The 11,288-nt window shown below is 72.4% G+C and carries 14 protein-coding genes and 1 tRNA gene; 3 read left to right on the top strand and 12 right to left on the bottom strand.

Going from position 1 to position 11,288, the window contains the following annotated elements; all coding sequences use genetic code 11:
- The first annotated feature begins 69 nt into the window (after nucleotides 1-69).
- Complete coding sequence (locus tag OG607_RS05135; protein ID WP_405719351.1) at nucleotides 70-1,596, top strand: LysM peptidoglycan-binding domain-containing protein; 1,527 nt, start codon at nucleotides 70-72, stop codon at nucleotides 1,594-1,596.
- 134 nt (nucleotides 1,597-1,730) lie between these two features.
- On the opposite strand, the gene OG607_RS05140 is transcribed toward OG607_RS05135, so the two are convergent.
- The 8 genes from OG607_RS05140 to OG607_RS05175 form a co-directional block, all read right to left on the bottom strand.
- Complete coding sequence (locus OG607_RS05140) at nucleotides 1,731-1,952, bottom strand: hypothetical protein (RefSeq protein ID WP_405719354.1); 222 nt, start codon at nucleotides 1,950-1,952, stop codon at nucleotides 1,731-1,733.
- A 121-nt stretch (nucleotides 1,953-2,073) separates the two neighbouring features.
- The gene (locus tag OG607_RS05145) at nucleotides 2,074-3,282 is read right to left on the bottom strand and encodes a sensor histidine kinase (protein WP_405719357.1); all 1,209 of its coding nucleotides are present in this window, start codon (nucleotides 3,280-3,282) and stop codon (nucleotides 2,074-2,076) included.
- A complete protein-coding gene (locus tag OG607_RS05150; protein ID WP_405719359.1) occupies nucleotides 3,279-5,039 on the bottom strand; it encodes a cation acetate symporter in 1,761 nt (586 codons plus the stop codon). The genes OG607_RS05145 and OG607_RS05150 overlap by 4 nt, the downstream gene beginning before the upstream one ends.
- Complete coding sequence (locus tag OG607_RS05155; protein WP_405719361.1) at nucleotides 5,036-5,401, bottom strand: hypothetical protein; 366 nt, start codon at nucleotides 5,399-5,401, stop codon at nucleotides 5,036-5,038. The genes OG607_RS05150 and OG607_RS05155 overlap by 4 nt, the downstream gene beginning before the upstream one ends.
- 91 nt (nucleotides 5,402-5,492) lie before the next feature.
- A complete protein-coding gene (locus OG607_RS05160) occupies nucleotides 5,493-5,768 on the bottom strand; it encodes a hypothetical protein (protein ID WP_405719363.1) in 276 nt (91 codons plus the stop codon).
- A gap of 161 nt (nucleotides 5,769-5,929) precedes the next feature.
- Nucleotides 5,930-6,733, bottom strand: coding sequence for a LytR/AlgR family response regulator transcription factor (locus tag OG607_RS05165; protein ID WP_405719366.1), 804 nt, complete (start codon nucleotides 6,731-6,733; stop codon nucleotides 5,930-5,932).
- A gap of 9 nt (nucleotides 6,734-6,742) precedes the next feature.
- Entirely contained in the window at nucleotides 6,743-7,012 is a 270-nt protein-coding gene (locus OG607_RS05170) for an anti-sigma factor family protein (protein WP_405719369.1), read from the bottom strand.
- A 158-nt stretch (nucleotides 7,013-7,170) separates the two neighbouring features.
- The gene (locus tag OG607_RS05175; protein ID WP_405719371.1) at nucleotides 7,171-7,902 is read right to left on the bottom strand and encodes a TetR/AcrR family transcriptional regulator; all 732 of its coding nucleotides are present in this window, start codon (nucleotides 7,900-7,902) and stop codon (nucleotides 7,171-7,173) included.
- 105 nt (nucleotides 7,903-8,007) lie between these two features.
- On the opposite strand from OG607_RS05175, the gene OG607_RS05180 reads away from it, so the two are divergent.
- Nucleotides 8,008-8,979 (top strand): NmrA family NAD(P)-binding protein, encoded by a 972-nt coding sequence (locus tag OG607_RS05180; protein WP_405719374.1) that lies wholly within the window; start codon nucleotides 8,008-8,010, stop codon nucleotides 8,977-8,979.
- Here OG607_RS05180 and OG607_RS05185 read toward each other — a convergent pair.
- A tRNA-Pro gene (locus tag OG607_RS05185) sits at nucleotides 8,961-9,034 on the bottom strand. The genes OG607_RS05180 and OG607_RS05185 overlap by 19 nt on opposite strands.
- A gap of 146 nt (nucleotides 9,035-9,180) precedes the next feature.
- Between OG607_RS05185 and OG607_RS05190 the strand changes: the two genes are divergently transcribed.
- Nucleotides 9,181-9,471 carry a YiaA/YiaB family inner membrane protein gene (locus tag OG607_RS05190; protein WP_405719376.1) on the top strand — a complete coding sequence of 97 codons (291 nt, stop codon included), beginning with the start codon at nucleotides 9,181-9,183 and terminating at the stop codon, nucleotides 9,469-9,471.
- Here OG607_RS05190 and OG607_RS05195 read toward each other — a convergent pair.
- From OG607_RS05195 to OG607_RS05205, 3 genes are read right to left on the bottom strand one after another with little or no spacing between them, the layout of a single operon-like run.
- The gene (locus tag OG607_RS05195; protein WP_405719379.1) at nucleotides 9,452-9,934 is read right to left on the bottom strand and encodes a hypothetical protein; all 483 of its coding nucleotides are present in this window, start codon (nucleotides 9,932-9,934) and stop codon (nucleotides 9,452-9,454) included. The genes OG607_RS05190 and OG607_RS05195 overlap by 20 nt on opposite strands.
- A 16-nt stretch (nucleotides 9,935-9,950) precedes the next feature.
- Nucleotides 9,951-10,127 (bottom strand): hypothetical protein, encoded by a 177-nt coding sequence (locus OG607_RS05200; protein ID WP_405719381.1) that lies wholly within the window; start codon nucleotides 10,125-10,127, stop codon nucleotides 9,951-9,953.
- A gap of 36 nt (nucleotides 10,128-10,163) precedes the next feature.
- Nucleotides 10,164-11,150 carry an aldo/keto reductase gene (locus tag OG607_RS05205; protein WP_405719384.1) on the bottom strand — a complete coding sequence of 329 codons (987 nt, stop codon included), beginning with the start codon at nucleotides 11,148-11,150 and terminating at the stop codon, nucleotides 10,164-10,166.
- Nucleotides 11,151-11,288: the final 138 nt, after the last annotated feature.

The following is an 11,288-nucleotide window of genomic DNA, read 5'->3' on the forward strand; positions in this document are numbered from 1 at the left end:
ACGGTGAGCACCGAGCGGAAACCCAGAACAGTCACTGAACAGCCCCGAACCGGCCAGTGGAGGCGCCGTATGGTGCGGCTGCCCGCCATGCTCGCCATCGTGATCGTCGCCTCGGCCGGGCTCCTGCCGGCGTCGGCATACGCGGACGACGGGACCAGGACCGTCAAGTTCACCGTGGTGAAGACCCCGGAGCAGAACAACGGAGAGAAGGAGACCCTCTTCCTCATCGCCCAGGACGTCCTCGGCGACGGCAACCGTTTCCAGGAGATCTTCAACCTCAACAAGGGCCGGGTCGAGCCCGACGGCACCACGTTCACCAGCCCGGACACCGTCCTGCCCGGCTACATCCTGGTGCTGCCGGACGACGCCAGCGGCCCCGACGTGCAGATCGGGCAGCTGGCGGCGGGGTCCGACGACGGCTCGGGCGCGACCGCGTCCGCCGCCCCGAGCACCTCCGCCGCCGCCCAGACCGGTACGGCTGCCACGGGCAACGCCAAGAGCGGCACGGTCAACCTCTTCGGCACGAGCCTGTCGCCGTGGCTGATCGGACTGGCCGTCGGCGCGCTCGCCGCGCTCACCGTCCTGCTGACGCTCCGCAAGAAGGTCGGCCGCGGCGTGTACCGGCTCGGCAAGGGCGTCGGCAGGGTCCTGTACGCCCTGCGGCCCCGGCTGCCGCGCTTCGCCACGCTCGCGCTGCGCAGGCGTCGCCGCGCAGCCCTCGGCAAGCGGCTGGCCGCGGACTCCCTCACCCCGCTCGTCGTACGGCACGCCGTGCACGAACTGGTGAGCACTCCCGGCCCCTCCGGCCCGGTACGGGTCTACAGCGCGCTCGCCACCTCGTCGCGGATCTCCGTGGCGGTGTCCGGAGGCGCCACCCCGCCCGCCGAGTGGACCGCGATCGCCCCCAACCGCTGGGAGCGCGCCGGGCAGCCGCGGATCGACGACGTGAGCTCCGCGTGGGAGGTCTCCTGCCCGCAGCTGGTACGCGTCGGCTGGGACGAGGCCGGCAGCGCGCAGGTCATGGTGGACCTCGCCCAGATCAACGGCGCCCTCAGCGTCACCGGCGACTTCACCACCGCGCAGGACACCATCGCCGCGCTCGTACGGGGCCTGCTCGACGCACCGCGCCAGGACACCGTCGTCCTGGTCGTCGACCCGACGGCCCAGGCGCTCCCCGGCTTCCAGGGCGTCCTGCGCATCCCCACCGCCCGTGAACTGGTCGGCAAGGCCCCTGCCGAGGTGCTGCGCGGCGCCGAGGGACTCGGCCTCGGCCTGGTCCGGGGCGCCGCCCGCAGCGGTCCGGTCAAGGGCTTCGTCGTCGTGCCCCGCGTATCCTCGGACGGGGACGCGGACGTGCTGGCCGAGCTGAGCTCACTGCGCGGCGGCGACTGGATCGTCCTCGCGGTCGGCGACGTCAAGGGCGCCCACTGGCGCTGGTACGCCGAGCCGGACGGCACCGTCGACACCGGTGTGCTCGGCCTCCGGGTGACCGTGCCGACCCAGGCCTCCCTCGTCTCGGGCAGCCCCGTCCAGCCCGTCCCGGGCGGCGAGCAGTTCGCCCGTCTCGACACCCGCGAGCCCCTGCACAACGCGTGAAACAGCGCATCGCCGGACGGGCTGATTCTCAGCCCGTCCGGCGATTCCGACCGGCCCCGCACACGGCCTGTGCCGCGTCCTTCAGCGGCACGTACACCGGGCCCCGCCGGATCAACCGGACCGGTGCCGAAATGTCAGGCGGCCTGGCTCAGCCGCGCGCCGAGCAGCTTGGCGGCCCGGCAGGCCCGGCCATGGAGCTCGTCGAGCGGCACGCCGAGCGCGGCTGCGGCCTCTTCGGGCGACTGCCGCAGTACGTACAGGCTCCGCACGACGGCACGGTCGCCCGCGTCAAGCGCTCGCAGCGCCTGGAGCAGGTCGGTACGGTTCGGCAGCACGGTCCCGTGGACAACCGTCATGGTCCTTGACCCCCTGGTCGATCGCGATCGAACGAGCAACTCGATTAACGGAGCAACGGGGCTGGGGCCGAAGTGGCCCAAGGACAAGCGGAATTGTGATGCACGTCACAAGCCAATGGCGTCAGCGTGACAACGGCGGTTCGGCGTGCACGCCCGCCCGGTACTTCGGTATCCGGGCCGTGATCTTCATTCCGGCGCCGACGGCGGTCTCGATGACCAGTCCGTGGTCGTCGCCGAAGACCTGGCGGAGCCGTTCATCGACATTGGCCAGTCCGATGCCGCTGGAGGCGCCGCCCTCGCCGGCGAGGATCTTCCGGAGCCTGCCGGGGTCCATGCCGACGCCGTTGTCCTCGATGACGACCTGCGTCTCCGAGCCAGTGTCCCGCGCCTCGATGCTGACCAGGCACTTCCCGGATGCGTCCGCCATACCGTGCTTGACCGCGTTCTCCACCAGGGGCTGCAGGCACAGAAAGGGCAGGGCGACGGGCAGCACCTCGGGGGCGATCTGCAGGGTCACCGCGAGCCGGTCGCCGAAGCGCGCCCCGGCCAGGGCGAGATACTGCTCGATGGAGCGCAGTTCCTCGGCGAGGGTCGTGAACTCGCCGTGCCGCCGGAACGAGTAGCGGGTGAAGTCGGCGAATTCCAGCAGCAGTTCGCGGGCGCGTTCGGGGTCGGTCCGGACGAAGGACGCGATGGCGGCCAGTGAGTTGAAGATGAAGTGCGGGGAGATCTGGGCCCGCAGGGCGCGCAGTTCGGCCTCGATGAGGCGGCTGCGCGAGCGGTCCAGTTCGGCCAGCTCCAGTTGTACGGAGATCCAGCGGGCCACCTCGTCGGCGGCTCGCACCAGGACCGCCGACTCCCGCTCCCCGTAGGCGACGAGCGCGCCGAGCACCCCGTCGTCCACCGTGAGCGGGACGACGACGGCCCAGCGCAGCGGGCACTCGTCGTCCTCGCAGGTGGTGCGGAACGCCTGGCCCCGTCCGGTGTCCAGCAGTTGGGCGACCTGTTCCATGACCTGCTGCCGGTGCTGGTGGCCGTCGACCCCGTCCCAGGTCAGCACCGTCTCCCGGTCGGTGAGGCACAGGGCGGGGGTGCCCAGCAGCGAGCGCAGCCGGCGGGCGGCCTTGCGCGCGGTGTCGGCGGTCAGCCCGGCGCGCAGCGGGGGCGCGGCGAGCGAGGCGGTGTGCAGCGTACGGAAGGTGGCCTGTTCGACGGGGGTGCCGAGGTCGCCCCGGGCGGAGCGGCGGGCCATGACGAACCCGGCGGCGATGCCGGCCAGGAAGAGCGCCGCGCCGGCGGCCGTCAGCGCGGCGGTGAGCGGCCCGCTCATCCTCGCGCTCCCCGTGCGGGGGCGGCCGGTTCGGGCAGGTGCAGCCGGGCCATGGTCGCCGCGACCGAGACCGGGAGGGCCCGGCGGCCGGCAAGGGACACCGAGATCATGGTGAGAAAGCCGACCGGCACGGACCACACGGCGGGCCACTGCAGCAGGGTGTGCGGCCACCCCGGGCCGGTCACCCAGTCGGCCATGGTCAGCGCGACGGCGGTCAGGGCCGATCCGCCGCCCGCGAGGATCCCGGCGATCGCGCCGGGCGCGGTGAGGCCGCGCCACCAGATGCCCAGCACCAGCAGCGGGCAGAAGGCGGAAGCGGACACCGCGAACGCCAGCCCGACGGCGTCGGCGACCGACAGCCCGGTGACCATCGTGGCCGCCGCCAGGGGCACCCCCATGGCCGCCAGCGTCGCCACCCGGAAGTGCCGTATGCCCAGGGACGGCAGCACATCCTGGGTCAGCACCCCCGCCACGGACATGGTGAGCCCCGAGGCCGTGGACAGGAACGCCGCGAAGGCCCCGGCGGCCACCAGCGCGCCCAGCGCCTCCCCGGCGCCGCCGCCGAGCATCCGGGCGGGGAGCACCAGCACGGCGGCGTCCGTCTGCCCGGTCAGCGTCAGATCGGGCGCGTAGACCCGGGCCAGGGCGCCGAACACCGGGGGCAGCAGATAGAACGCGCCGATCAGCCCGAGGACGACCAGGGTGGTGCGGCGGGCGGCCCGGCCGTCCGGGCTGGTGTAGAAGCGTACGGTGACGTGCGGCAGGCCCATGGTTCCCAGGAAGGTCGCCAGGATCAGCCCGTACGTCGCGTAGAGGTGGTGCGGCTCCTGCGGGCCGGTCACCGACCGGGCCCAGTCCGCCCGGCCGCCGTACCCGGTGCCGCCGTCCCCGGTGCCGCCGTAGCCCGCCCGTTCGGGCACCCGGGCGTGCGCGGGGAAGCGGAGCGTGGCACCGGCGTCGACGGTGTGGACGCCTGGGGCCAGGACGAACCGGCCGCCGTGGTGGCGGGTCCCGTCGACCGTGGCCGTGCCGACCGCCGTGATCCGCGTGGGCCGGGCCACGTCGATGCGCACGGTGTCGTCGACCGTCACGGAGGTGGCGGTACGGAACGTCGCGGGCCGGTCGAACACCGCTCCCGGGGAGATGCCACCGCTCCAGGCGAGGCAGAGGAAGATCGCGGGCACCAGCAGCGCGGTCAGCTTGAGCCAGTACTGGAAGGCCTGGACGAAGGTGATGCTGCGCATGCCGCCCGCCGCCACGACCGCGGTCACCACGGCCGCCACCACCGCCCCGCCGAGCCAGCCCGGCGCCCCGGTGAGGATTCGCAGCGTCAGCCCGGCGCCCTGCAACTGCGGCAGCAGATACAGCCAGCCCACCCCCACCACGAAGACACTGGCCATCCGCCGCACGACACGCGACTCCAGCCGGGCCTCGGCGAAGTCCGGCAGCGTGTACGCCCCCGACCTGCGCAGCGGCGCCGCCACAAAGGCCAGCAGCACCAGAAAGCCCGCCGTGTAACCGACCGGGTACCAGAGGCTGTCGGCGCCCTGGGCGAGCACCAGCCCGGCGATGCCGAGGAAGGACGCCGCCGACAGATACTCCCCGCTGATCGCCGAGGCGTTCAGCCAGGGCGGCACGCTGCGCGAGGCCACGTAGAAGTCCGACGTGGTCCGGGATATGCGCAGTCCCAGCGCTCCGACCAGGACGGTGATCAGCACGACGCCGGTCACCGCGCCCGCCGTGTAGACCTGGTTCATCTCTCGACGAGGTCGGCGTAGGCGCGCTCGTTGCGCTCGGCGCGCCGCACATAGCGGAGGGCGATGATCAGCATCAGCGGGTAGACGGCGATCCCGAGCACGAGCCACATCACCGTCTGCCGGGAGGGCAGTCCGGGCCCCGGGTCCTGGGGAAACAGCGAGAACAGCAGCGGGAGCGATCCGACCAGGACGGCCAGGCAGGCCATCGCGGACAGCCCGGCCCTGAGCTGACCGCGCATCAGGGACCGGAAGGAGGTGACGCTCAGCAGCGACTGCTCATCGCTACCGGACGTGGTCCGGGGACGACGCCGCCCCGGCACTCCTGTGACGGTCTCGCGCCGGGGCGCGGAGTCTGCGCTCACGAAGACCCTTTCGAATACCGGGTGGGGCCGGGGAGTCCAGGCAGCGCACGTTACCGGCGCACGACATGGCACGCCACCCCGCGCCGAGCGCTCAGCCGCGCCGGGTGTGCTCGGCGCAGTCCCGGTGGGCGATCTCCAGCTCCACGTACGACTCCTCGGCCTTGCGGAAGGCGATCTCCAGCGCCGCCGCCGCCCGCGCCCCGGCCAGACCGCCGGCCGACTCCCGTACCTGGTCCAGCACATCGGCCCACCGCCCGGCCACGCCCTTGACGCGCACCAGAAGCTCGGCGAACTCGCTCTCGGTCCCCGGCGGGGACGAGGGGATCCGGCGCAGCTCCGCCAGCAGCTCGTCGATCTCGCCCAGCACGCCTGTTCCCTCCCCTTGTGCCGCCTCCCCGACGGCACGCCCGACCGGCGCCCACGGTACGGGACTTGGCGACCCCGCAAGCCGTCGTGCGGAGGCCCCTCGCCGTACGGCGACCGTACGGCGGCGAACGGCGCGTCAGACGCGCCGGACGGTCGAACGGTTCAGCTCGTGCCCTGCCGCCGCATCAGCACATCGCGCAGCTCCCGCGCGTGCCGGCGGCTGACGGCGAGCAGGTCGTCACCGACCCGTACGCTCATGCTTCCGGCATCGAGCCGCAGTTCGTCCACGGCCCGCAACGCGACCAGATGGCGCCGGTGGATCCGGATGAACCCCCGGTCCCGCCACCGCTGTTCCAGCTCGGACAGCGGGATGCGCACCAGGTGGCTGCCGCGCTGCGTGTGCAGCCGGGCGTAGTCGCCCTGCGCCTCGGCGTGCGAGATGTCATCGACGAGCACAAAGCGGGTCACGCCGCCCAGTTCGACGGGAATGTGGTCCGCCGCCCCCGGCCGGCCGGCGGGCGGGACGGCTGGCGCCGGCGCCGGAGCGGCCTCCGCCGGGCGGGGCTGACGCGCCGCCCCGACGTGCTCGGCGACCCGGCGGACCGCCTCCGACAGCCGTTCCCGGCGGACGGGTTTGAGTACGTAGTCGACGGCCTTGAGGTCGAACGCCTGGACGGCGAAACCCTCGTGGGCCGTGACGAAGACGATCAGCGGCGGCTCCGCGAACCCGGCCAGCAGCTGTGCCATGTCCAGACCGGAGAGTCCGGGCATGTGGATGTCCAGGAACACCACGTCGATCGACTCGTCGCCGTCCGGGCCGCAGTGCAGAGCGGCGCCTATCCGGCGCAGCGCCGCCGTCGCGTCCGGCGCGCCCTCCGCGCTCACCACCCGCGGGTCGGCCCGCAGGAGATAGAGCAGTTCGCCCAGCGCGGGTTCCTCGTCGTCAACCGCCAGTACACGCAGCACGCCCGGTCCTCAGCTCTCCGATCCCGGTCCTGATCCGGGTCCTGGTCCTGGTCCTGATCCCGATCCCGTATCCGGGCCGAGTCCCTCCAGCAGATCGGCCTCGGTGAACATCGCGAGCAGGTCCGGCACGTCGGCCATTTCGAGGTACTCGGCACCGCATCCGGCGCAGTCCCCCAAGTGCGCGGCCACCCGCCGGTCCTCCTCCTCCGACAGCGCTCCGAGGACATACGCCCCCAGCAGCAACCGCACATGGGAGTTCCCGGACGGCGACACGGACATACGGGACCCCGATCCTCCTGCTGGCATCGCCCATTCTGCGGGCTGTCGGATGCCGCGACAAGCGCCGACAGTCCTTGGCACGGACCCGCCCGGTGCCCCGGTTCACCGCCACCGGGCCTCAGGTCGGCGCGCGCGGCCAGGTCCAGGGGTGTGGGCGGTCACAGGCGGCGACGGTGGGCCCGCTGCCGGCAGGTCGCGCCGCAGTAACGTGCGGGGCGGCCGGTGGCGCGGGCATCGAGCCGGGCCCCGCACTCCTCGCACTGCGGGGCCGCGTGAAGCGTCCCGGGCGCGTCACGAAACCTGCGCCCTTCCGTTACCGATGCGGGATTCCGCAGGCACTCCAGCGCCAGGTTCACCATTCGGGTGCCGCCGGCCCGGTCGCGGTGGGCGGCCCGTGTCGTCGCGCACCCGACAGTGAGCGCGGCGACATCGTCCGGGCCGACATCGGCGCGGACCCCGCCGGCTTGCTGCGCTGCGCGGAGCAGTTCGTCCAGTACCTGACGGAAGCGTCGTGCCGACGCGGCGAGGCCCGGGCGCGGCCAGCTCGTGTCCGTGGTCACGGCTTCGCAGACGTGCTTGCGTCCATAGGACTTGTCGACGACCTCGAGGAGGAAGCCGAAGAACGCGGCGGTAGGAGCGGTTCGGGCCGCCCACCGTCGGGCGGCGTCGACCAGGCCGTCGACCTGCTCGACGAGTACTGCCTCGAGCAGGATCTCCTTACTGGGGAAGTGCCGGTACACGGTGCCGGTGCCGACCCCCGCCTGGCGTGCGATCTCGCCGAGCGAGACGTCGAGGCCGTGATCGGTGAACGCGCGAGCGGCGGCGGCGAGCACCTTCGTACGGTTACGGCGGGCATCGGCCCGTCCGGCGTCCTGGAGAGCTGTGGTCATGTCACGTAATCCCTTGTCCGTCGCACTCAACCGGGTGGAGCATTCCACATCGACCCCGGGCCCACGCCGACCGCGCCCGCCGACCTTCCCGGGGCGGAGGACGACATGACCACTCAGTTCGGTGACCGCCTGGTTGTCGTGACCGGGGCGACCGGTCAGCAGGGCGGCGCCACCGCGCGTCGCCTCCTGGCTGCCGGCACGCCGGTTCGAGCGCTGGTGCGTGACACGACCGCTCCCGCCGCCACGGCGCTGGCGGCCGCCGGGGCCGAAATCGTCCGCGGCGACTTCGACGACCCGTCGAGCCTGCCGGCGGCACTGGAGGGAGCCACGGCGCTCTTCGCCGTGCCGCCCATGGCGTACGGGCCCGCCGGCACCGACGTGGAGCGGGAGTTCTCCCGCGGCCGTGCGCTGGCCGATGCCGCGTCAGCGGCGGGAGTCCGGCACGTCGTGTTCACCGGCGTCGCGTCCACGCCGAATCCTCCGGCCGCCTCACAGGGGAAGAGCCGTATCGAGGACTACCTGCGCGAGCGCATTCAGCTGGTGACCGTGCTGCGCCCGGTGCGGTTCATGTCGAACTTCCTCGCTTCGCAGGCCATCGGCCTCGACGGCATCTTCGACGGTGTGCACCGGCACATCTTCCCGCCGGACGAACCTGTCCAGATCATCGCGCTGGAGGACATCGCGGAATTCGCCGCGCTGGCCTTCGACCAGCCGGACCGGTTCGCCGGCCGGACTCTGGAGCTCGCCGGGGACGCCCCCACCCCGACCGAGGCGGTCGCCGCGATCAGTGAGGCCACCGGCACCGCGGTGCGCTACGAGCAGCTCACCCATGCCGAAGCCTTCGCGCTCAACCCCGAAATCGCTCAGGTCAGGGAACGGTGGGCATCCGGCGCGCGCTGGCACGCCGACATCGAGGTACTGCGCGTCGTCCACCCCGGGCTCCGTACGCTCGCGGACTGGCTCGCAGAATCAGGTGCCGCCTCGCTGCGGCCCCGACTCGTGTCACACAACGCAGCCAGCGGGTCTGCCGATATCGGCAAACCCGCTGATAAACACCGTCGGGACGACAGGATTTGAACCTGCGACCCCTTGACCCCCAGTCAAGTGCGCTACCAAGCTGCGCCACGTCCCGGTGCTTGATCATCCGGAGTTTTCCCCGGCTGACCGTGCACGAGAACAATACCGCACCCGGCCCGGTGCCCGCTCGCACCGACTCCCGCGCTGAAATGAGTAGGGGTACTCATGTGGCGTGGGCCACAGGGGACGGATGATGCGGGCATGACGAATGCGATCCATCAGCAGACGACGGCGGCGTACTTCGCGCAGGCCGTGCTCTCGTTCGGTGTCTCGCTGGCGGCCATGGTCGTCGGCGTGGCATATCTGCCCGTGGGGCCGTGGGTGCGGGCGTTCCTCGGGCTGGGGGTGCTGTATGTGGTGACGTCGGCGTTCACGCTGGCGAAGTGCGTACGGGACCGGCAGGAGGTGGGGCAGGTGATCAGCCGGGTGGACAAGGCCCGGCTGGACAAGCTGCTGGCGGAGCATGATCCGTTCAAGGTCGAGGGGGTGTAGCGGGGGACGGTACGGGGGCGGCGGCCTGGGGCTCCGGGGCCGGCGGGGTGGGGGTGCCGTTGCCACGGGCGGCCTCGGCGCTGTTCTGGGAGCCGAGGGAGCCGAAGTAGAAGCCGGCGACGGTGGCGAGGACGGTGAGGAGGGAGGTGACGATGGTCTTGCGGAGGTCGTCTGCGCCGTTGCCGGTGGCGATGGTGGCGTAGGCGAGGGCGAAGCCGACCAGGACGATGATGAGGATGGCGATCAGGCTCCGGGTGAGGCCCCGGACGCCACGCGGTTCGCGCAGGTCCCTGACGAGGGCGCGGACCTCGGCGTTCGACCAGGAACGGCCGATGAGCTCCTTGGTGACCTCGCGGCGCCAGCGGGCGGCGGCTATGGAGTCGATGACCAGGGGCAGGACGGCGATGGCGGCGATGACCGCCACGACCACGCCGATGTAGACGAGTGATCTGGTGGAGTTCATGTGCGGGGGCTGCCGATCAGTAGTTCAGCCGGGCGAGGACCGGCGCGTGGTCGGAGGCGCGGACGGTGCCGGATGCGGCGGCGACCCGGGCCAGGAGGGCGTGGCTGACGAGGATGTGGTCGATCCGGTAGTGGTTCACCGGATTCCAGGTGCCGGTCACCGCCATGGCCGCCGCTCCCCCGTTTTCGCGCACGCAATCACGCAATACAGCACGCGCGCAGCAACTCCCTTAGTTCCAGGGGAGTTCCGCGCGGTGGCTCCAGTATGCCCCGGCCGGTTCGGCGAGCGTGGCGAGGCCGGCGAACTGCTCGTCGGACAGGCGTACGGCGGCAGCTTGCGCGTTGCCGGCGAGCTGGGCCGCCGAGGCAGCGCCGGACAGTACGAGGTCCGCCCAGGGGTGGCGCAGGAGGGCGGCCAGGGCGATGGCGTCGGGCGTGGTGCCGGCCTCGGCGGCCACCTGGGCGAGGAGGGAGCCGGGGGCGGCGTGCGCCAGGCGGCCGTTGGCCATGCCCTCCTTGATGATCACCGTGCATCCGGCGTCGTGGGCCTCGGCGAGGGCGGGGCCGGCGGAGGGTTCGAGGAGGTTGCAGGTGGACTGGACGCTGCTGAAGAGCGGCAGGCCGTCCACGGTGATCGCCAGTGCGGTGCGGATCGCGTCGGCCTGGGCCGGGCCGCTGGTCGAGAAGCCGATCTTCACGCCCTCGGCGGCCAGGTCCGCCAGCCGGTCGTGCAGGGCCCGGTCGGTGAGCGCGGGGCTGTCCGGGGTCACGGAATGGATCTGGTAGAGGTCGAGCCGTTTGCCGAGCAGGGCGCGGGTCTCGGTGAGCTGACGGTCGTACGTGGCCACGGAGTGGTCCTTGACCTCGTGGACCTCGGCGTCGGCCCGCCAGCCGGCGGTGTAGGTGTAGCCCCACTTGCTGCCGATGACGGCGTCGGGGGCGCCGCCGGGGCGGGCCTGGAGCCACTCGGCGAGGAACTCCTCCGAACGCCCGTAGGAGCGGGCCGCGTCGAAGTAGCGCACGCCGCTGTCGTACGCCGCGTCCAGGACCTCGTGGGCGCGCTCGCGCATCGCCGCCACCGTGCGTTCGGCGGGCAGGTCGGCGGCCCGGCCGAGGTTGATGTAGCCGGGGCGGCCGACAGCGGCGAGGCCGAGTCCGAGGCGGCGTACGGGGGTGGCGGTGAGGGCGGCCTCGGCCGCGATACGTGCGAACGACATGGTCAGCACCGTACTCCCGAGGTAGTACGCGGGCTCCGCCGATCCCGTCCCGGGGAGTGACGTACGCGTGATCACCGTAAGGCAGAGTAGGGGGGACGAATCCCGTACCCCGTACCCCGGCCCCCGTACACCCGCTCC

It is taken from the genome of Streptomyces sp. NBC_01537 (assembly GCF_045040445.1).
Classification (GTDB): Bacteria; Actinomycetota; Actinomycetes; order Streptomycetales; family Streptomycetaceae; genus Actinacidiphila.

Coding starts and splice junctions, on each gene's coding strand:
- OG607_RS05205 (WP_405719384.1), bottom strand. CDS start 11,150: ATGTCGTTCGCACGTATCGCGGCCGAGGCCGCCCTCACCGCCACCCCC.
- OG607_RS05190 (WP_405719376.1), top strand. CDS start 9,181: ATGACGAATGCGATCCATCAGCAGACGACGGCGGCGTACTTCGCGCAG.
- OG607_RS05135 (WP_405719351.1), top strand. CDS start 70: ATGGTGCGGCTGCCCGCCATGCTCGCCATCGTGATCGTCGCCTCGGCC.
- OG607_RS05175 (WP_405719371.1), bottom strand. CDS start 7,902: ATGACCACAGCTCTCCAGGACGCCGGACGGGCCGATGCCCGCCGTAAC.
- OG607_RS05140 (WP_405719354.1), bottom strand. CDS start 1,952: ATGACGGTTGTCCACGGGACCGTGCTGCCGAACCGTACCGACCTGCTC.
- OG607_RS05150 (WP_405719359.1), bottom strand. CDS start 5,039: ATGAACCAGGTCTACACGGCGGGCGCGGTGACCGGCGTCGTGCTGATC.
- OG607_RS05195 (WP_405719379.1), bottom strand. CDS start 9,934: ATGAACTCCACCAGATCACTCGTCTACATCGGCGTGGTCGTGGCGGTC.
- OG607_RS05180 (WP_405719374.1), top strand. CDS start 8,008: ATGACCACTCAGTTCGGTGACCGCCTGGTTGTCGTGACCGGGGCGACC.
- OG607_RS05170 (WP_405719369.1), bottom strand. CDS start 7,012: ATGTCCGTGTCGCCGTCCGGGAACTCCCATGTGCGGTTGCTGCTGGGG.
- OG607_RS05145 (WP_405719357.1), bottom strand. CDS start 3,282: ATGAGCGGGCCGCTCACCGCCGCGCTGACGGCCGCCGGCGCGGCGCTC.